The organism is Paenibacillus sp. FSL R10-2771, from assembly GCF_038000205.1.
Classification (GTDB): Bacteria; Bacillota; Bacilli; order Paenibacillales; family Paenibacillaceae; genus Paenibacillus_AQ; species Paenibacillus_AQ phytohabitans.
The window spans coordinates 7,270,473-7,289,636 of sequence record NZ_JBBOBM010000001.1 but is presented as its reverse complement, the minus strand read 5'-3'; the positions used below and the strand labels follow the sequence as shown (position 1 = coordinate 7,289,636).

At 50.6% G+C, this 19,164-nt stretch carries 18 protein-coding genes and 1 tRNA gene; 17 read left to right on the top strand and 2 right to left on the bottom strand.

All coding sequences use genetic code 11. The features are described from left to right. Positions 1 to 31: 31 nt before the first annotated feature. The 7 genes from NSU14_RS31475 to NSU14_RS31445 all read left to right on the top strand — a co-directional run bounded on the left by NSU14_RS31475 (position 32) and on the right by NSU14_RS31445 (position 5,907). Positions 32 to 973: a gluconeogenesis factor YvcK family protein gene (locus NSU14_RS31475; protein ID WP_042140618.1), complete on the top strand. Its 942-nt coding sequence runs from the start codon at positions 32 to 34 to the stop codon at positions 971 to 973. A 19-nt stretch (positions 974 to 992) separates the two neighbouring features. Beyond that, a complete protein-coding gene (gene whiA / locus NSU14_RS31470) occupies positions 993 to 1,922 on the top strand; it encodes a DNA-binding protein WhiA (protein WP_039302402.1) in 930 nt (309 codons plus the stop codon). Between the two features lie 97 nt (positions 1,923 to 2,019). Beyond that, positions 2,020 to 2,289: an HPr family phosphocarrier protein gene (locus NSU14_RS31465; RefSeq protein ID WP_036651317.1), complete on the top strand. Its 270-nt coding sequence runs from the start codon at positions 2,020 to 2,022 to the stop codon at positions 2,287 to 2,289. Between the two features lie 72 nt (positions 2,290 to 2,361). Beyond that, positions 2,362 to 2,898 carry a GNAT family N-acetyltransferase gene (locus NSU14_RS31460; RefSeq protein ID WP_340948441.1) on the top strand — a complete coding sequence of 179 codons (537 nt, stop codon included), beginning with the start codon at positions 2,362 to 2,364 and terminating at the stop codon, positions 2,896 to 2,898. A 95-nt stretch (positions 2,899 to 2,993) separates the two neighbouring features. Then, on the top strand, positions 2,994 to 3,752 hold the full coding sequence (locus tag NSU14_RS31455; protein ID WP_076243422.1) for an SIMPL domain-containing protein: 759 nt from the start codon (positions 2,994 to 2,996) through the stop codon (positions 3,750 to 3,752). A 253-nt stretch (positions 3,753 to 4,005) separates the two neighbouring features. Further along, on the top strand, positions 4,006 to 5,112 hold the full coding sequence (locus NSU14_RS31450) for a PdaC/SigV domain-containing protein (RefSeq protein ID WP_052421607.1): 1,107 nt from the start codon (positions 4,006 to 4,008) through the stop codon (positions 5,110 to 5,112). 156 nt (positions 5,113 to 5,268) lie between these two features. After that, positions 5,269 to 5,907: a GDSL-type esterase/lipase family protein gene (locus NSU14_RS31445; protein ID WP_042132752.1), complete on the top strand. Its 639-nt coding sequence runs from the start codon at positions 5,269 to 5,271 to the stop codon at positions 5,905 to 5,907. A gap of 86 nt (positions 5,908 to 5,993) precedes the next feature. Here the strand turns inward: NSU14_RS31445 and clpP are convergent, their stop codons facing one another. Beyond that, complete coding sequence (gene clpP / locus NSU14_RS31440) at positions 5,994 to 6,590, bottom strand: ATP-dependent Clp endopeptidase proteolytic subunit ClpP (protein ID WP_042132753.1); 597 nt, start codon at positions 6,588 to 6,590, stop codon at positions 5,994 to 5,996. A gap of 193 nt (positions 6,591 to 6,783) precedes the next feature. Next, positions 6,784 to 6,858: transfer RNA gene (locus NSU14_RS31435), tRNA-Arg, on the bottom strand. 329 nt (positions 6,859 to 7,187) lie between these two features. On the opposite strand from NSU14_RS31435, the gene NSU14_RS31430 reads away from it, so the two are divergent. The 10 genes from NSU14_RS31430 (at position 7,188) to smpB (ending at position 19,071) form a co-directional block, all read left to right on the top strand. Further along, positions 7,188 to 8,240: a sugar-binding transcriptional regulator gene (locus NSU14_RS31430; RefSeq protein WP_042132754.1), complete on the top strand. Its 1,053-nt coding sequence runs from the start codon at positions 7,188 to 7,190 to the stop codon at positions 8,238 to 8,240. Between the two features lie 116 nt (positions 8,241 to 8,356). Beyond that, complete coding sequence (gene gap / locus NSU14_RS31425) at positions 8,357 to 9,367, top strand: type I glyceraldehyde-3-phosphate dehydrogenase (RefSeq protein WP_039302421.1); 1,011 nt, start codon at positions 8,357 to 8,359, stop codon at positions 9,365 to 9,367. Positions 9,368 to 9,484: 117 nt separating this feature from the next. Next, positions 9,485 to 10,666: a phosphoglycerate kinase gene (locus tag NSU14_RS31420; protein WP_042132755.1), complete on the top strand. Its 1,182-nt coding sequence runs from the start codon at positions 9,485 to 9,487 to the stop codon at positions 10,664 to 10,666. Between the two features lie 33 nt (positions 10,667 to 10,699). Continuing rightward, a complete protein-coding gene (gene tpiA / locus NSU14_RS31415) occupies positions 10,700 to 11,455 on the top strand; it encodes a triose-phosphate isomerase (RefSeq protein WP_039302428.1) in 756 nt (251 codons plus the stop codon). A 2-nt stretch (positions 11,456 to 11,457) separates the two neighbouring features. Continuing rightward, positions 11,458 to 13,002, top strand: a complete 1,545-nt coding sequence (gpmI, locus tag NSU14_RS31410; RefSeq protein ID WP_042132756.1) for a 2,3-bisphosphoglycerate-independent phosphoglycerate mutase — start codon at positions 11,458 to 11,460, stop codon at positions 13,000 to 13,002. Positions 13,003 to 13,061: 59 nt separating this feature from the next. After that, positions 13,062 to 14,348, top strand: coding sequence for a phosphopyruvate hydratase (eno, locus tag NSU14_RS31405; protein ID WP_039302434.1), 1,287 nt, complete (start codon positions 13,062 to 13,064; stop codon positions 14,346 to 14,348). A gap of 153 nt (positions 14,349 to 14,501) precedes the next feature. Continuing rightward, a complete protein-coding gene (locus tag NSU14_RS31400) occupies positions 14,502 to 14,765 on the top strand; it encodes a YesK family protein (RefSeq protein WP_039302437.1) in 264 nt (87 codons plus the stop codon). Between the two features lie 145 nt (positions 14,766 to 14,910). Continuing rightward, positions 14,911 to 15,144: a preprotein translocase subunit SecG gene (secG, locus tag NSU14_RS31395; RefSeq protein WP_042132758.1), complete on the top strand. Its 234-nt coding sequence runs from the start codon at positions 14,911 to 14,913 to the stop codon at positions 15,142 to 15,144. Between the two features lie 233 nt (positions 15,145 to 15,377). After that, positions 15,378 to 18,368 (top strand): ribonuclease R, encoded by a 2,991-nt coding sequence (rnr, locus tag NSU14_RS31390; RefSeq protein ID WP_076243565.1) that lies wholly within the window; start codon positions 15,378 to 15,380, stop codon positions 18,366 to 18,368. A gap of 223 nt (positions 18,369 to 18,591) precedes the next feature. Continuing rightward, positions 18,592 to 19,071: an SsrA-binding protein SmpB gene (gene smpB / locus NSU14_RS31385; protein ID WP_039296783.1), complete on the top strand. Its 480-nt coding sequence runs from the start codon at positions 18,592 to 18,594 to the stop codon at positions 19,069 to 19,071. The last annotated feature ends 93 nt before the right edge of the window (positions 19,072 to 19,164 follow it).

Sequence of the window (19,164 nt, the reverse complement as noted above, 5' to 3'; positions counted from 1 at the left end):
AGAACAAGGGCAGCGTCCGAAGATCGTCGTCATGGGCGGCGGTACCGGGCTGTCTGTTATGCTTCGGGGATTGAAGGAGAAGCCGCTGGATATTACGGCTATCGTAACCGTGGCAGATGACGGGGGGAGCTCCGGGATTCTGCGCAGTGAGCTGCAAATGCCGCCTCCGGGGGATATCCGTAACGTACTGACGGCTATGGCCGATGTGGAGCCTCTGATGGCGCAGATCATGCGCTACCGTTTCAGTACCGGAGAGGGCCTCGCCGGACACAGCCTGGGCAATCTCATTCTGGCAGCGCTGACAGACATCTCCGGGGATTTCGTTACGGCAGTCAGAGAGCTTAGCCGCCTTTTCGCCGTCCGCGGCCGGGTGCTGCCCGCTGCAGGCGAAGCGGTGGTCCTGCACGCCGAGATGTCGGATGGTACCCTGATTACCGGCGAATCCAAAATACCGGAGGCCGGCGGTATAATCAAACGTGTGTTCCTGGAGCCTGCCGATGTGGAGCCTCTGCCGGAGGCGCTGGAGGCGATCCGGAATGCGGATGCCATTCTGCTCGGTCCGGGCAGTCTGTATACAAGCATTCTGCCGAATCTGCTGGTGCCGAAGCTGGCTGAAGCTGTCGTGGCCTCGGATGCGATCAAAATATTTGTATGCAATGTAATGACCCAGCCCGGTGAAACGGATAATTATACGGTCAGTGATCATCTTCAGGCGGTATACGACCATATCGGACTGCATCTGTTCGATTATGTAATTGTGAACGACGGAGAGATCCCGGAGCAGGTACAGATCAAATATGCCGAGAAAGGCGCACGTCCGGTGCAGCTTGACCGCGATGTCGTTGACGGCAACGGATATAAGGTGATTGCCGACAAACTGGTATTATTTAAAACCTATTTGCGGCATGATACAGATAAGCTTAGCCACCATATTTTCCAGCTGGTTCAGGATTGGATTGACAGAAAGAGTTAACATGAAAGAGGTGAGCCCCTTGTCTTTTGCGGCCCTTACCAAAAAAGAGCTGACGATGGTCGAGAGCCAGCCCTGCTGTGAGAAAGCGGAAATGTCAGCGCTGATCCGGATGAATGGTTCGGTGCAGCTTTCGAGCAAAAAGGTTGTTCTCGACATTTCGACGGAGAACGCCGCGATTGCAAGGCGGGTATATTCTTTACTTAAGAAATATTACCAGGTCCATATCGAGCTGCTCGTGCGTAAAAAAATGCGTTTGAAGAAGAATAACGTCTATATCGTAAGAATCCCAAACCGGGTTCAGGAGATCCTGAAGGATCTGCGGATTGTCTCGGAAGGCTTCATCTTCACCGATGGGATCGATGATGAAATCGTCGGCAAGAACTGCTGCAAGCGTGCTTACCTGCGCGGGGCCTTCATGGCTGGCGGCTCGGTGAATAATCCGGAGGGTTCCTCGTATCACCTGGAAATCGCTTCGATGTATGAGGAGCACTGCAAGGCGCTCGTGGAGCTGGCTGGTGAATTTCACCTGAATGCCCGCTGCATAGAACGCAAGAAAGGCTTCATCCTATACATCAAGGAAGGCGAGAAGATTATTGAATTCTTAAGTTTGATCGGAGCCCATCAGGCACTGTTCAAATTCGAGGATGTACGGATCATGCGCGATATGCGTAATTCCGTTAACCGGATCGTCAACTGCGAAACGGCCAATCTTAACAAAACGATCAGCGCCGCGGTACGCCAGATTGAGAATATCAAGCTGCTGCAGCGTGAGGTGGGACTGGAAAGCTTGCCGGATAAGCTGCGCGAGGTTGCGGAAATCAGACTTGCACACCCGGATATCAACCTGAAGGAAGTTGGCGATATGCTGGGCGGCACCGTCAGTAAATCAGGCGTAAACCACCGTTTGCGCAAAATTGATGAGCTGGCTGACAAGGTGCGGGGCAGTTGATTATTTTTTTTCTAGTGCGGTAGAGGTTATAATGATATAATATTATAAAATTAATGTGAAATTTTTGGGCAGATCTCAAATAGGGGGTAAGCGTTTCATGACAAAGCACCCGGTAGTTGTTCGGTTGAAGACGGGGCTCCATGCTCGGCCGGCAGCATTGTTTGTGCAAGAAGCTAATAAGTTTTCGTCGGAGATTTTCGTGGAAAAAGACGATAAAAAAGTTAACGCCAAAAGTATCATGGGCATTATGAGCCTTGCGATCAGTTCCGGTACGGAGATTTATATCAGCGCAGATGGCGCAGATGCGGAACAAGCTGTAACCGCTTTGACAAGTCTTGTAAGTAAGGAAGAACTCGAGAATCAATAAATGGTACACGTCTTACCGAAAGCCCTTAGGGGCTTTTTTTCATATTATTTATGTATAAGGGGAGATACACAGATGCAGATCCAAGGCAGTGAGGTAACATTAGTGGAGCCTACAGAAGCTCTCAGAGAGCCCTATCTGGCATTTTATGAAGAGTGGAAGGCCAGCGGAGAATCATTCGTTCCCTGGGTAGTCGAGATCGATCCTGCTGACTTTGCCGGGATGCTTCAGTCTCTGCGTGAGCATGCCGGCGGTGTGAATATCAAAGACGGATGGGTGAGCAGTTCAACCTTCTGTCTGGTGACAACGGATCAGCGGGTGGTGGCTGCCGTGAACATCAGACACCGGTTGACGGAAGCGTTACTCCGTACAGGCGGGCATATCGGCTATGGCGTGGTCCCTTCGGAGCGCAAACAGGGGTATGCCAGTGAACTTCTGAAGCAGGCCCTCGTGAAAGCTGCTGAACTGGGTATAGAGAAGGCACTCGTGGTCTGCGACGCCGTCAATACAGCATCGGAACGGACGATCCGCAAGAATGGCGGAGTAGAGGATAGCGAATATATTGAGGAGGACGGAAATGTCATCCGGCGTTTCTGGATAGAGACGGAATAAATTATTAAATAACGTACATAGGATATGCAACTTTTGCCATGCTGGTCCGTCTAGAGGGTACCAACAACTTAAAGAAACGAAAGGGGATGGCAAGCATGATGAAATTTGGCAAATCAATCGGAGCAGTGCTGCTGGCAGGAAGCTTGATTATAGGAGGAATGGGGCTGAGCGGGGTGCTAAAAGGTCCTGAAAAGGCTTACGCTGCCGATGAGGTGCAGAAGAATATTGTGAACGTAGTCGGTAAAGGTGAACTTGCGATCAAACCGGATATCGTCTATCTCTCCATCGGGGTAACTACCACGGCTGATACTGCACAAGAGGCGCAGAAGGGTACCGCGGCAAAGATTGCGAAGCTGACTGCATTATTCAAAACAACCTGGGGAATTGCGGACAAGGATATTCAGAGCACGCAGTTCTATGTACAGCCTAATTACATCTATAGCGAAAAGGAAGGCCAGCAGGTTAAAGGCTATAATGCCCAGCATACGCTGAAGATTTCCTACCGTGATCTGACTAAGGTCGGACAATTGCTGGATGCAGCATCGACGGCAGGCGCGAACAATATCGGCAATGCAAGCTTTGCGATCGAAGATCCATCAGCCTTTGAAGCACAGGTTATCGAAAAAGCAATGCAGAATGCAGATGTAAAAGCGGCAGCGATTGCTAAAGCGGCGAAACGCGGACTCGGGCAGGTGGTAACGGTCATTCAGAACGACGACGGGAATAACCCGGTTGTCTTCGTTGAACAGGCCGCCATGTCCAAAGCAGCGAATGATTCAGCTGCCGGAAGCTCTGTTGAACCCGGAGAAGTTAAAGTAACCACTCAGCTGAGCGTAACCTATGAATTGAAATAAAGTGACCGCGAAGAGGCGCTTGCTCTGCTGTTTATGGCAGGGCGGCGCCTTTTTTAGGAGAAATTTTCGTTGAAATCTCTCAAATTGTTTAAATAAATGTAATAAGGTTGATAGAAAGACTCTTCAATCCTTAAGAAACTGTAAAGCGCATTGTAACATCCGCCGACCTTCTTATCCCTATAATAGGAAGAGTGAAGCTGAGGGAACACATCACGTCATAATACATCGCACCAGCGGAAGGGGAAGAACAACAATGAAAATGAATGATACTTCGAAGAAATACGCCCGTAAATGGGGCGCAGGAATGATTGCAGCGGGAATGCTGCTCGGTGGAGCCGCAATACCGGCAGGTATAACTCAGGCAGCTCCAGCAGCTGCTCAGGTGAAGGCTGCATCCTCCCCGGTAGTACTGAAGGTAAACGGCAAGATTGCAGCGCAGAAGGGGCTTTTCCAGGACGGAAAGGTATGGATTCCGGTAACGTTTATGCGCGATGCGCTGGGGATGCCGCTATCTTATGATAAAGCAGAGAAGACGTATACCATCGGTACAGGTACTACACAAACTAAACTGACGGTTACTGAATACTATACTACGATTAAAGTGAACAATTATTTTATCGGCGAATATGAAGTGAAGAATATGGATAACCGCTTCTATGTTTCGTTTGACCTGCTCAGCGATTACTTAGGCTACAAGGGTGACTGGAGTGCCGCTACGGGACGGCTCAATGTGATGAAGAGAACGCAAAATGCGGTAACTATAAAGACTGAGAGCTATGTTAAGGACCATAAAGATGCACCAATCAAGCTGGATTATCCACAGGTCAGCGGTCTTGCAAGTAGCGAGGCTGAGAAGGCAATCAATGATACAATCAAACAGACGATTCAGAAATACGCGGCTTACGCCGAAGATCAAATCTCCCTTAAATCCGAGGACGACCGTCCGTATGAATTCGAAGGCGGTTATGTGGTCACTTATAATCAGGACGGCGTGCTCAGTCTGATCACGAATCAATACGGATATACCGGCGGTGCACATGGATCGACTATCCGCAATGCCTTTACCTTCTCACTTAAAGACGGTAAACGCCTGCTGCTGGGGGATTTGTTCAAGGCTAATCCTAACTACAAGAAACAGCTGAATGCCAAGGTATCTACTGAAATCAAAGCAAACGGAGGTTATCTGGGAGGATTCACAGGCCTGAATACAGAGAAATACTTCTATCTGAAAGAGGGCAAAGCCGTGCTCTTCTTCCAGCAATATGAGTATACTGCATACGCTACAGGCTTCCCGGAGGTAATCTTCAGCTTCAAAGAGCTGCTGCCGGACGGAAGCAGTCCGTTCGCTGCACTGAAATAATATAGTAGTTTCATATATCCTGCCCATGCGTTTCCTCCGGAGACATAAGGGCAGGATTTCTTTTGCGGGCCTATTAAGGCTGCCCTGCCGTTACCACATCCCCGAGGCAGTCATAAGCTAAAGAAAGCAAGCAGCTTATAGCGGGGAGGGAAGGATATGGTCTATCAATATACGGCCATTGGAGATTCATTAACGACCGGATTCGGGGCTCTGCCCGGGAACGGATTTGTCCCCGTCTACCGCCGGATGGCGGAAGGGCGGCTGCAGACTCCGGTGGCTTCAGCGAATCTTGGAGTGAACGGTCTGACAACAGCAGGGCTGGAGCAGCGTCTCAAGACAGATGGCGGCTTTCGTTCTGCGGTTAAGGATGCGGAGATCATCACCGTCTCTATTGGCGGCAATGATCTGATTAAGGCCGCCAAAGCCGCAGCGGGGAGGCCAGGTGAGCTGAATGGATATCTGCAAAAAGCGCTCCGGGAATGCAAACGGAATTTCAGTGATATTATGAATACTCTGGCACAGCTGAAGGCGGGTACGCGAAGTCCTTACATTATCCGGATTGTAGGTCTCTATAATCCGTATCCTCAGGTGGATGCGGCTACAGATTGGGTGCGGCAGTTCAACCGCTATGCTGCCGGCTACAGCAGTTATGTTGTGGGGTTTGCTTCCATTTATCATGAATTTGCCGGAAATGAGCGGGGGCTGCTGTTCCTGGATCATATCCATCCGAACGGCAGGGGCTACCGGGTGATTGCCGGCAAGCTGGATGCCCTGGGATATGGAACCTTGAGGTGAAACATCAGTATATATGCCAAATAAAGAGGCTGCCGCAGACCTGTAGGTCCGTGGCAGCCTCTTTATGTGTTGGTGAAGTATAGAAATTAAACGCCAGTCGGCAAGGTCTTCTCAATGACTTTATCGACAATGCCATATTCAGCTGCATCGGCAGCACTCATGAAGTAGTCGCGGTCGGTATCCTTCTCGATCTTCTCGATCGGCTGGCCCGTACGTTCGGACAGGATACGGTTCAGCTTCTCGCGCAGCTTGATGATGCGGCGGGCGCGGATTTCGATATCCGAAGCCTGACCCTGGGCACCGCCGAGCGGCTGGTGAATCATAATTTCGCTGTTCGGCAAGGCGAAGCGTTTGCCCTTGGCGCCGGCGTTCAGCAGGAAGGCACCCATGGAAGCGGCCATCCCTACACAGATGGTGGATACATCCGGTTTAATGTACTGCATTGTATCAAATATAGCCATACCCGCTGTAATGGAACCGCCAGGGCTGTTTACATACAGGTGAATATCCTTATCCGGATCCTCGGCAGCCAGGAAGAGCATTTGTGCGATGATGGAATTGGCTACCACGTCATTAACCTCCGTTCCAAGGAAAATGATGCGGTCCTTCAGCAGGCGGGAATAGATGTCATAAGCGCGCTCACCGCGGTTGCTCTGTTCTACTACCATAGGAATATAACTCACGTGGAAAACCTCCTTGAAATTGGTGCTTCGAATGTGTTCATTTTTTACTGTTACCGTATTAACCACATGATAAACAAATTCAAACAAAAAGTCAAAGAAAGTCAAACTTAGATTCAAAAAAAAGAGCCATCAAGCGGCTCTTTGGTTAAATATAATATAAGCATTGCTAAATTATGTACAAAAGTGAAAATAATGGCGCGCCCGCCAAGAATCGAACTTGGATCTCAGGCTTCGGAGGCCTACGTCATATCCATTGGACCACGGGCGCAACAGAAATTATTATAATACACTTATTGCATAAAAGCAACGTGTAAAACCCGTTGTGCAAAAAAAAATTTTCCGGCTCCCAGGCAGATGATAGCTTCCCACTTGACAGTCAGGTGATGGAGGTTTTCAGTCATGTGCTTAAGGGCGTGGTTACCTCTCACAGACCGGCAGATGTATAAGATGAAACGGGTCTGAGAATTATAGTCTCGGAACACTTGCACTCGGCGTCAGTTTTGGGTAGAATATGGGTGGGACTTAAAAAGTTAACCCGGGACATTTTGAGACCACGAACAAGGGAAAAGAGAAAGACGAAGTTGCAGGAGTGAAAGCATGCGTAATTTATTGGAAATCCAAAAGCAGCTTCTGCCTGATCTCATGGAAACCCTTAAGAGACGGTATACGATTCTACATCAGATCATGCTGTCCGATATTATTGGGCGCCGAACGCTTGCCGCCTCGCTTGATATGACCGAGCGGGTGCTGCGCGCCGAGACGGATCTTCTGAAATCGCAAGGGCTCATTGAGATCGAGAGCGTCGGCATGCGCATTAGCGAAGCCGGTCGCAGACTGCTTGACCTGCTGGAGCCGATCGCCAAGAGCCTCTTCGGCCTGGATGATCTGGAAGAGAAAATTCGTACTACGTACGGTCTCAGTAAAGTAGTTGTTGTACCTGGCGACTGCGAGACCTCGCTGTTCACCAAACGTGAACTGGGGCGTGCAGGTTCGAAGGCACTGCTCAGTGTACTGCGCAGTGACGATACGATTGCCGTCACAGGCGGATCGACCCTGGCCGAAATGGCCGATCAGTTGACCCCGCCGCTATCCCTTTCCTATAAGAACGCCTGGGTAGTTCCGGCGCGCGGAGGACTGGGAGAGAGCATGGAGATCCAAGCCAACACCATTGCTTCGACCATGGCCAAACGGATTGGTGCCAATTACCGTCTGCTGCATGTGCCTGATCTGCTCAGCGGCGATGCCTATCAGTCGCTCGCACTGGACTCCAATATTGGAGAGATTGTGCAGATTATCCGCAGATCGCGTATTATTGTGCATGGAATTGGCGATGCCATTGAAATGACTCACCGCCGCAAGCTGGACCCCGGTACCATCTCAGAGATTCAGGACGAGGGTGCGGTAGCCGAATCGTTCGGATATTATTTCAATGAGAATGGCGAGGTGGTTCATACCATGCTGACCATGGGGCTGCGCCTGGAAGACATTATCCGTACAGAAGTCGTCATCGGTATTGCCGGCGGCAAACGCAAGGCTAAGGCCATTCATGCGATGCTGCGGTTCGGCCAAGAGGATATTCTCGTGACAGACGAGGCGGCTGCTATCGAAATCGGCAAAGAAATCGACAAACAATTGCAAGAGGTCCTATAGATTCCATTTTATGGGACGCGCGCAAAGGTATTATGCATTATACTTAACCTTGTTGTCTTGACGAGCCTCACGGCTTGTCTTGAATAAATAAAACGAAATCTAGGAGGAACTATTCAATGAGTGTAAAAGTTGGTATTAACGGTTTTGGACGTATTGGACGCCTTGCATTCCGCCGTATTCAAAATGTAGAAGGTATCGAAGTGGTAGCAATCAATGACTTGACTGACGCTAAGATGCTTGCTCATTTGCTTAAATATGATACAACTCAAGGTAAATTCCAAGGCGATGTTGAAGTTCACGACGGCTTCTTCAAAGTTAACGGTAAAGATGTTAAGGTTCTGGCGAACCGCAACCCTGAAGAACTTCCTTGGGGAGAGCTTGGCGTTGATATCGTTCTGGAATGCACAGGTTTCTTCACAACTAAAGAAGCAGCTGAAAAGCACCTTAAAGGCGGAGCTAAGAAAGTAGTTATTTCCGCTCCAGCTACAGGCGACATGAAGACTGTTGTTTACAACGTTAACGATGACATCCTTGACGGTAGCGAAACAGTAATCTCCGGCGCATCTTGCACAACGAACTGTCTGGCTCCTATGGCCAAAGTTCTGAACGACAAATTCGGTATCATCGAAGGCTTGATGACTACTATCCACGCTTACACAGGTGACCAGAATACACTTGATGCTCCACACGCTAAAGGCGACTTCAGACGTGCCCGCGCTGCTGCTGAGAACATCATCCCTAACACTACCGGTGCTGCAAAAGCAATCGGCCTGGTAATTCCAGAACTTAAAGGCAAACTTGACGGTGCAGCACAACGTGTGCCTGTAGCTACTGGTTCCCTGACTGAGCTGGTTACTGTTCTGGATAAGAGCGTAACTGTTGAAGAAATCAACGCAGCCATGAAAGAAGCTTCCGATCCGGAAACTTACGGCTACACTGAAGATGAAATCGTATCTTCCGACATCAAGGGTATGACTTTCGGTTCCCTGTTCGATGCTACACAAACTAAAGTTCTGACTGTTGGCGACAAACAACTGGTTAAGACCGTTGCTTGGTATGACAATGAAATGTCCTACACTGCACAGCTCGTTCGTACTCTAGAAAAATTCGCTAAACTTGCTCAATAATACCGATTTTATATAGGCAGTACAATAGAGCGGAAACAATGAAAGTCTGTTTCCGCTCTTTCTAAATGAAATGGATTCGTGAATGAACCAATTTTGGGTGTGGAGGAAATGTTAATCATGAACAAAAAAAGTGTCCGTGATGTAGAAGTAAAAGGCAAACGCGTATTCGTGCGTGTGGATTTCAACGTGCCAGTGGAAGACGGTAAGATCACTGATGATACCCGTATCCGCGAAACCCTTCCAACAATTAAATACCTGATTGAGAACGGTGCAAAGGTCATTCTGGCCAGCCATATGGGCCGTCCTAAAGGTGAATTCGTCGATTCCATGCGGTTGACTTCCGCAGCTGTACGTCTGTCCGAATTGCTCGGCAAACCGGTAGCCAAAGCTGATGAAGCGATTGGCGAAGCGGTAAAAGCACAAATCGCTGAACTGAACGAAGGCGACGTGCTTGTGCTTGAGAATGTCCGTTTCTATAAAGGTGAAGAAAAGAACGATCCTGAACTGGCTAAGCAGTTCGCTGAACTGGCTGACCTGTTCGTCAATGACGCATTCGGTGCGGCTCACCGTGCCCATGCTTCGACAGAAGGTATCGCTCACTTCCTGCCTGCAGTATCCGGCCTTCTGATGGAGAAGGAATTGTCCGTTCTGGGCAAAGCCCTGTCCAATCCTGAACGTCCTTTCACTGCGATCATCGGCGGATCCAAAGTTAAAGACAAAATTGACGTGATCGACAACCTGCTGACTCTGGCTGACAACGTATTGATTGGCGGCGGCCTTTCTTACACCTTCACCAAAGCACAAGGTTACGAAATCGGAAATTCTTTGGTAGACAACGACAAGATCGATGCTGCGCTTGGATTTATCGAAAAAGCCAAAGCACTCGGCAAAAACTTTGTGCTTCCGGTTGACGTAGTTATCGCTGACAAGTTCGGCGCAGATGCCAACACCAAAATTGTAGATGTGACTGAAATTCCTGCTGGCTGGGAAGGTCTGGACATCGGTCCTAAAACCCGTGAAATTTATGCCGATATCATCAAAAACTCCAAGCTGGTTGTTTGGAACGGACCTATGGGCGTATTCGAAATTGATATCTTCGCTGAAGGTACAATTGCTGTAGCCCAGGCTTGCGCAACTACCGAAGGCTACACAGTTATCGGCGGTGGTGATTCCGCGGCAGCTGCTGAGAAATTCCACCTCGCAGACCAAATGGATCATATCTCCACTGGCGGCGGCGCATCACTCGAGTTCATGGAAGGTAAGGCACTTCCAGGCGTAGAAGCACTGAACGACAAGTAAGACGTAGAAGGTAGAAGGAGGCATTCCATTACTATGAGTAGAACACCTATCATTGCAGGCAACTGGAAAATGTTCAAAACCGTTCCGGAAGCCGAAGGCTTCATCGCTGAAATCAAAGGCCAGGCGGAAGTTGAAGGCGTAGAGACTGTAATCTGCGCACCATTCACTAACCTGCCTGCACTTGTTGCAGCGGTACAAGGCACCAGCATCAAAATTGGTGCTCAGAACCTTCACTTCGAAGATAACGGTGCTTACACAGGCGAGATCAGCGGTGTAATGCTGAAAGATCTCGGCGTGGAATACGTTATTATCGGCCACTCCGAACGCCGTGCATACTTCGGCGAGACAGACGAAATCGTCAACAAAAAAATGCATGCGGCATTCCGCCATGGTATTACTCCAATTGTCTGTGTAGGCGAAAAGCTCGAAGAGCGCGAAGCGGACCAGACTAAAGATGTATGCAAAGTGCAGACTGAAGCGGCATTTGCCGGACTTAGCGCGGAACAGGCAGCAAGCGTAGTTATCGCTTATGAGCCTATCTGGGCTATTGGTACAGGTAAATCCTCTACTTCCCAGGATGCTAATGAAGTTATTGCTTACATCCGTACCCTTGTAAAAGGCCTGTACGATGAAGCAACTGCTGAAGCTGTCCGTATCCAATACGGCGGTAGCGTGAAGCCTGAGAATGTAACGGAGTACATGAGTCAAAGCGACATCGACGGCGCTCTAGTCGGCGGTGCCAGCCTGCAGCCTGCTTCCTTCGTTTCACTCGTTGAGGGGGCGAAATAAGAATGTCAGCACCAAAACCTGTAGCTCTAATCATCATGGACGGTTTCGGTTTGCGTAATACGGATGAAGGCAACGCAGTTGCCCAAGCCAACAAACCGAACTACGACCGTTACCTGAAACAATATCCGAACACTACACTTACCGCTTGCGGTGAAGCTGTAGGTCTGCCGGAAGGACAAATGGGTAACTCTGAAGTAGGGCACCTTAACATCGGCGCAGGCCGGATCGTATACCAGGATCTGACCCGCATCGATAAGTCTATCCGTGATGGGGAATTCTTCGAGAACGAAACGCTGGTTGCTGCGGTGAGAAGCGCCAAAACAACCGGCAAAAAGCTTCACCTCTATGCACTTGTATCCGATGGCGGCGTGCACAGTCACATTAACCACCTGTTCGCGATGCTCGATCTGGCCAAAAAAGAAGATTTGCATGAAGTTTATATTCATGCCTTCATGGATGGCCGCGACGTACCACCCGACAGTGGACAGAAGTTCATTCAGGAACTGGTAGCCAAGATCGAAGAGGTTGGCGTAGGTACGATTGCTACGGTATCCGGACGTTATTATGCCATGGACCGTGACAAACGCTGGGAACGTGTAGAGAAGGCTTATCGTGCAATGGTGTATGGCGAAGGTCCTAAATATACCGATGCACTTCAGGCAATCACTGGATCTTACCAGAATTCTGTGTATGATGAATTTGTAGAGCCAAGTGTGATTGTAGATAGCCTGGGCAACCCGGTTGCGACAGTGGAAAGCGGCGATTCTGTCATTTTCCTTAACTTCCGTCCTGACCGTGCCATTCAGCTGTCGCAAGTATTCACGAACTCTGACTTCCGCGGTTTCGACCGTGGCCCTAAGTTCCCTGAAGGTCTGCACTTCGTATGTCTGACAACCTTCAGCGAGACGGTTCAAGGCTTCGTGGCTTACTCCCCGAAGAACCTGGACAACACGCTCGGTGAAGTGCTGGTTCAGCAGAACAAGAAGCAGCTGCGTATCGCGGAAACTGAGAAGTATCCGCATGTTACCTTCTTCTTCAGCGGCGGACGTGATGAGGAGCTTCCCGGCGAAACACGCATCCTGATTAACTCACCGAAAGTGGCAACCTATGATCTGCAGCCTGAGATGAGCGCATACGAAGTGGCGGCGGCCTGCGTAGCGGAGATCGAAGCAGACAGACAAGATGCCATTATCCTGAACTTTGCTAACCCTGATATGGTTGGACACTCCGGCATGCTGGAGCCTACTATTAAGGCAGTTGAAGTGACGGACGAATGCGTAGGTAAAGTTGTGGATGCAGTGGTTGCCAAAGGCGGCGTTGCAATCATCATTGCCGATCACGGCAATGCGGATATGGTATTCGATGAGAACGGCCGTCCGTTCACAGCCCATACTACCAACCCTGTTCCTTTCATTGTTACGACTGAAGATGTAGTACTGCGCGAATCCGGTATTCTCGCAGACGTAGCACCGACAATCTTAGATCTGATGGGACTTCCGCAGCCTGCGGAAATGACCGGACAATCCATGATTGCCAGCCGCAAATAGGTAATACCCTAAGTTACATTGTTACACTAAAACCAAAGTTAAAAGGAGATTAAACTTACATGACTATTATTTCTGATGTGTATGCTCGCGAAGTCCTTGACTCCCGCGGTAACCCGACAGTAGAGGTTGACGTTTATCTTGAATCCGGTGCTAAAGGCCGCGCTATCGTTCCTTCCGGCGCTTCCACTGGTGCTCATGAAGCTGTAGAGCTTCGTGACGGCGACAAATCCCGTTACATGGGCAAAGGCGTTCTGAAAGCTGTTGAGAACGTAAATGAAATTATCGCTCCAGAAGTAATCGGTATGGACGCTCTTGACCAAGTGGGCATCGACAAATTGATGATCACTTTGGACGGAACTCCTAACAAAGGCAAGCTGGGCGCTAACGCAATCCTGGCAGTATCCATGGCCGTAGCTCGTGCAGCTGCAGCAGCTCTGGATATTCCTTTGTACGTATACCTGGGAGGATTCAACGCTAAAACTCTTCCAGTACCAATGATGAACATCATCAACGGTGGTGAGCATGCCGATAACAACATCGACGTTCAAGAGTTCATGGTTCTTCCTGTAGGCGCTACAAGCTTCAAAGAAGCTCTTCGTACAGGTGCAGAAATCTTCCACAACCTGAAATCCGTACTGCAATCCAAAGGCCTGAACACAGCTGTAGGTGACGAAGGCGGTTTCGCTCCGAACCTTGGTTCGAATGAAGAAGCAATCACTACCATCATTGAAGCGATCGAAAAAGCCGGTTACAAACCAGGCGTTGACGTATTCCTCGGTATGGACGTTGCTTCCACTGAGTTCTACAAAGACGGTAAATACACACTTGCAGGCGAAGGTAAATCTTACACTTCCGCTGAGTATGTTGACCTTCTTGCTTCATGGGTTGAGAAGTATCCTATCATCACCATCGAAGACGGTATGTCCGAAGACGACTGGGATGGCTGGAAATTGCTTACTGAAAAATTGGGCGATAAAGTCCAATTGGTTGGTGACGACTTGTTCGTTACTAACACTGAGCGCCTTGCTACAGGTATTGAAAAAGGTATCGGTAACTCCATCCTGGTTAAGGTTAACCAGATTGGTACACTGACAGAAACTTTCGATGCTATCGAAATGGCTAAACGTGCTGGTTACACAGCAGTTATCTCCCACCGTTCCGGTGAATCCGAAGACAGCACAATCGCAGACATCGCTGTTGCGACTAACGCTGGCCAGATCAAAACGGGTGCTCCTTCCCGTACAGACCGCGTTGCTAAATACAACCAGTTGCTTCGCATCGAAGATGAACTGGGCGAATTGGCTCAATACAACGGCCTGAAATCCTTCTACAACCTCAAAAGATAATTTCTTTTGACCCTATATTTAAAGGGCCTGCCGAACTTCGGCAGGTCTTTTTTTTGGATTCTAGATCCGAAAGTGCAATGCGATCAGCGAGGTTGCCTCGGATGCTTCTAGTGGGTTATTCTATAATTGTAGATAACTGGAAGGAGAGTGGGCATGAACGCTATTGTTGCGGGTATAGGTGTGGGGATATTTCTAATCATTCTCAGCTGGGTGCTGTCGCGGACCGGGCGCATGCGGAGCAGAGCTGTTTTTTATCCGGGGATCACTGGTTTACTGGGCAGTATGATATTGCTGGTTCTAAGTTTCACTGTAATTGGAGGCTGGGAGGGGATCGGGTATGCCTTCTTCTCTGTGCCTATATTATTAATCTCTGGTCTGTTGCTGCTCGTTCTTGTCTCCTATAGAAAACAAACCTGAGAACATTAATAGTAGCATATTGATAGAATGCGGTTTGTAAGGTTGTATTCAATCTATGGCTATGATAAAATAAGAATGCTGTTTATGAAACGGAAATTCCAATTTAGCATAGATAGTGATGCTTGGACGTAGGAGGTGGAAGTGAATGGATATCTTTTTGAAAGTGGTGCTTCTGATTTTTGCCGTAGGTCTGATTGCGGTCGTTCTTCTGCAAAAAGGGAAAAGCGCGGGTCTTTCCGGTGCCATCTCCGGCGGTGCTGAGCATCTCTTCGGTAAAACAAAAGCACGCGGTATGGAGCTTGTGTTGCAGCGTGTAACAGTTGGATTGGCTGCAGGATTCTTCATCATGTCAATCGTTGTGGCCATTGTTATTGATTAGTTTGCCTACAGTAAGCCTTCGCTCTGTTCTGAATGGAATAGGCGGGGGCTTTTTTGTATGCAGATTTGAGTGTTTGCACATCATAACAGGGATGCCCGGGATTGATTTCGTGTATACTAGGGTATGAAGTATATAAAGGTAAATTTTACTTGGATTTATTAGATGTGAGATAGGACAAGACATACATATATGCCAGCGGCATGTGAATGCTGCGGAGGGCCGAGGTGACGAAGATGATAACACAAGAAATTCTACTTGATTTCATGCGGGAGACCGCTTATAAACCGCTGACTTATGAAGAACTGGTGAGCCATTTCGCAATAGAGGACAGCGAGGCGTTCAAAGCCTTTGAGAGCCTGCTGATTGAGCTGGAGAAGGACGGCCGGATTATTCTTACCCGGAATAGCCGTTATGGCGTGCCGGAACGGATGGATTTGCTGCGCGGACGGCTGCAGGCCCATGCGAAGGGTTTTGCTTTTCTGATACCCGATGACCGTGATCATCCGGATGTGTACATCCATGCCAATGATCTGAAGGGCGCCATGAACGGTGATATCGTATTGATACGGATTACCTCGAAAAGCCCGTCCGGCGGGCGTATGGAAGGCGAAGTCGAGCGGATTCTGATCAGAGGCGTGTCGCAGACGGTTGGCGTATTCCAGAGCCTGGAGACGTATGGCTTCGTGCTGCCTGATGATAAGCGGATTAACCGGGATATCTTCATTCCGAAGCAGTCCTTCAAGGGAGCGGTTGACGGGGAAAAGGTCGTTGTCCGCATTGTGAACTATCCGGAAGGCCGTGCTGCGGCTGAAGGTGAAATTATCGAGATCCTCGGTCATAAGGATGATCCGGGCGTGGATATTCTGTCGGTTATCCGCAAGCATCAGCTGCCGGAGGCTTTCCCGGCTGAGGTGATGACGGAAGCGGAGCAGGCACCGGATTCCATTACCGACGAGGAGATTATCCAGCAGGGCCGCCGCGATCTGCGCGGACTGAACATTGTGACCATTGACGGCGCGGATGCCAAGGACCTGGATGATGCGGTGAACGTTGAACGTCTGGAGAACGGGCATTATAAGCTGGGCGTTCATATCGCCGATGTAGGTTATTATGTGCGCGAAGGCTCCGAGCTGGATAAAGAAGCTTATGACCGCGGCTGCAGCGTGTATCTGGTTGACCGGGTCATTCCCATGCTGCCGCACCGGCTGTCGAACGGGATCTGCAGCTTGAACCCGCAGGTAGACCGGCTGACGATGTCCTGTGAAATGGAATTCGATGAGCACATGAAGGTTGTGAAGCATGATGTGTTCACGAGTGTGATCCGTACCAAGGAGAGAATGACATACTCCGATGTACGCAAAATTGTTGAAGATGAAGATCCTGAGCTGCTGGAGCGCTACGCTCCGCTGATCGGTGATTTCCGCCTGATGAAGGAAATTGCGATGAAGCTGCGCGATGCCCGGATGCGTCGCGGAGCTGTTGACTTCGACTTTGAAGAAAGCAAAATCATCGTGGATGAAGCAGGTAAGGCTATCGATATTGTGAAGCGTGAGCGCTCCGTGGCGGAGCAGATTATTGAGGAATTCATGCTCGCGGCTAATGAGACTGTAGCGGAGCACTTCCACTGGCTGAAGGTGCCATTCCTGTACCGGATTCATGAAGATCCGGACCCGGAGAAGCTGCAGAATTTCATGGCCTTCGCCGCTAACTTCGGCTACCACGTCAAGGGTCGCGGCAATTCCGTCCATCCGCGTGCGCTGCAGGATCTGCTGGAGCAGATTCAAGGCACCAAAGAGCAGACGGTGATCAGCACGATGATGCTGCGCTCCATGAAGCAGGCGAAATATGATGCCGAGAGTACAGGCCACTTCGGACTGGCGGCAGAATTCTATTCCCACTTCACCTCACCGATCCGCCGTTATCCCGACCTTGTCATTCACCGCGTCATGCGTGAGGTGCTTGAGAATGGCGGAGCTCTGACTGAGAAACGTCATGAGTATCTGGCATCGCGGATGCCGGATATCGCCCAGCAATCCTCCGAACGCGAGCGTGTAGCGGTAGAGGCTGAACGTGACACTGAGCAGCTGAAGAAAGCGGAGTTCATGCAGGATAAGGTAGGCGAAGAATTCGATGCAATGATCAGCAGCGTGACCAGCTTCGGAATGTTCATCGAGCTGGATAACACCGTAGAAGGTCTGATCCGCCTCAGCGCGCTGAGCGATGATTATTACCACTTCGATGAAGCGCACATGGCCCTTATCGGTGAGCGTACCTCCAAAGTGTTCCGCATCGGTGACGAGGTGAAGATCCGTGTGGCCAAGGTCAACATGGACGATCATACGATCGACTTCGAACTGGTTGATATGAAGCCACGCGCGGCTGGCGACCACCGGAACTACGGCGGACGCGGCGGCAAGGGCGGGCGCCCTGGTGTCGGCGGCGCCAGCAAGCCGTTCGCAGGTAAGGCCGGCGGTGGTGCGGGCAAGGGCCGTAAAGGCAAACCAGGCAGCGCGGCTGTCGGTGCGGGTAAAGGCGGCGCTGGGAAGGGCAAGAACGGCGGTGCGGCTGGATTCGGCGCCAAAGGTAAAGGCAAGAGCGGCAGCGCTGGCGCCGGTGTCTTTGGCGGGGCAGTTAAGGGCGGCGCCGCTGAGGCTGGCGCTGGTGAAGAGCCGCGCGCAGGCGTAGCGCCGGCTGAAGACGGCGGCGCAGCAGGCGGCCGTAAGCGCGGCCGCGGGCCGGAAGCGGCAGCGCGGCGTGCACTTGCCGCCGCCTCCGCAGCGGGCGGCGCTGCGAAGGCGGACCGCCGGGGCGAAGCCGGCGGTTCGGGTGCTCCGCGCGAGCGTGAGCGCGGCAGAGGCCGCGGCGGAGACGGCGGAGGCAGTGCCGGGGGACGCGGCATTGCCTTCGGCTTCGGCTCCGGCAAGGGCGGCTACGGCGCGCCAAGCGGGGGCGGAGCCGAGCAGGCGGGCGGTGAGCTGCGCGGCGTGGACGCGAGCACACGGTTCCGCAGCCGCGAAGACCTCGGCAGCGGCTTCGGAAGCGAAGGCGCGGCGCCGGAGGGCAAGAGCCGCCGCAAGAAGAAGAAAGGCGGCGTCTTCATCGGCACTTCTGTGACTCCAGGCAACGTGGAGACCACCAATCCGGCACCGGCAGGCGCTGGCGACAAGAGCGGCAATCCGGAAGGCGGCGGCCGCAGAAAGCGGAAGAAGAAACCTCAGGCCTAGGCTGAATTAATAGAGGGCACTGTTCCTTTAGGGGGACAGTGCTTTTTTAGAATATAAGTGCTTCTATTCAACTGAAACGTAGCACTTCCTGACACCCGTATGTCAAAATGATTGCTGCGGGACAGGGTGATCCTTCCTTGCGCAGCCTGCTTGGCTTTTGATACAATATAGACCTGGTGTCCGTTCATAAGATGCCGGGAATTCGATTCAAGGAGTGACTTTCATGGGTAAAAAAGCAGACGGGAAAGTGCTTGCCCAGAACAAAAAAGCTTCCCATGATTATTTTATTGAGGATACGTATGAAGCGGGTTTGGTTCTGACGGGTACAGAGATCAAATCGCTGCGTAACGGCCGTGCTAACATCGGGGACGCTTTTGCTACCATCCGTAATGGTGAGATTCATATTCACAATATGCATATTAGCCCTTTTGAACAAGGGAACCGTGCCAATCCTACCGATCCGACGCGTACACGTAAGCTGCTCATGCATAAGGAACAGATTCACAAGCTGCTTGGTTCCTCGAAGCGGGATGGCTTCACGATTGTGCCGCTGAAGATTTATGTGCGCAATGGCTATGCCAAGCTGCTGATCGGTCTTGGTAAAGGTAAGAAGGAATACGACAAGCGCGATTCCGCCGCGAAGCGTGATGCTCAGCGTGATATCCAGCGTGTGCTGCGCGACAAGCAGAAGATCGCCCGCTAGACTGGTAACCACCTGGCGCCCAATTGTTCCAGATTCGACCTTCAATTCCTTTAACCTACGTGTTAAAGTGTTGATAAATGTGCTATACTGTGT

What these genes read in the sequence shown, in the direction of transcription:
- NSU14_RS31475 (WP_042140618.1), top strand. Translation starts at nt 32, where the DNA reads ATGGGCGGCGGTACCGGGCTGTCTGTTATGCTTCGGGGATTGAAGGAG.
- NSU14_RS31465 (WP_036651317.1), top strand. Translation starts at nt 2,020, where the DNA reads ATGACAAAGCACCCGGTAGTTGTTCGGTTGAAGACGGGGCTCCATGCT.
- NSU14_RS31460 (WP_340948441.1), top strand. Translation starts at nt 2,362, where the DNA reads ATGCAGATCCAAGGCAGTGAGGTAACATTAGTGGAGCCTACAGAAGCT.
- NSU14_RS31455 (WP_076243422.1), top strand. Translation starts at nt 2,994, where the DNA reads ATGATGAAATTTGGCAAATCAATCGGAGCAGTGCTGCTGGCAGGAAGC.
- NSU14_RS31450 (WP_052421607.1), top strand. Translation starts at nt 4,006, where the DNA reads ATGAAAATGAATGATACTTCGAAGAAATACGCCCGTAAATGGGGCGCA.
- NSU14_RS31445 (WP_042132752.1), top strand. Translation starts at nt 5,269, where the DNA reads ATGGTCTATCAATATACGGCCATTGGAGATTCATTAACGACCGGATTC.
- NSU14_RS31430 (WP_042132754.1), top strand. Translation starts at nt 7,188, where the DNA reads ATGCGTAATTTATTGGAAATCCAAAAGCAGCTTCTGCCTGATCTCATG.
- gap (WP_039302421.1), top strand. Translation starts at nt 8,357, where the DNA reads ATGAGTGTAAAAGTTGGTATTAACGGTTTTGGACGTATTGGACGCCTT.
- NSU14_RS31420 (WP_042132755.1), top strand. Translation starts at nt 9,485, where the DNA reads ATGAACAAAAAAAGTGTCCGTGATGTAGAAGTAAAAGGCAAACGCGTA.
- tpiA (WP_039302428.1), top strand. Translation starts at nt 10,700, where the DNA reads ATGAGTAGAACACCTATCATTGCAGGCAACTGGAAAATGTTCAAAACC.
- gpmI (WP_042132756.1), top strand. Translation starts at nt 11,458, where the DNA reads ATGTCAGCACCAAAACCTGTAGCTCTAATCATCATGGACGGTTTCGGT.
- eno (WP_039302434.1), top strand. Translation starts at nt 13,062, where the DNA reads ATGACTATTATTTCTGATGTGTATGCTCGCGAAGTCCTTGACTCCCGC.
- NSU14_RS31400 (WP_039302437.1), top strand. Translation starts at nt 14,502, where the DNA reads ATGAACGCTATTGTTGCGGGTATAGGTGTGGGGATATTTCTAATCATT.
- secG (WP_042132758.1), top strand. Translation starts at nt 14,911, where the DNA reads ATGGATATCTTTTTGAAAGTGGTGCTTCTGATTTTTGCCGTAGGTCTG.
- rnr (WP_076243565.1), top strand. Translation starts at nt 15,378, where the DNA reads ATGATAACACAAGAAATTCTACTTGATTTCATGCGGGAGACCGCTTAT.
- smpB (WP_039296783.1), top strand. Translation starts at nt 18,592, where the DNA reads ATGGGTAAAAAAGCAGACGGGAAAGTGCTTGCCCAGAACAAAAAAGCT.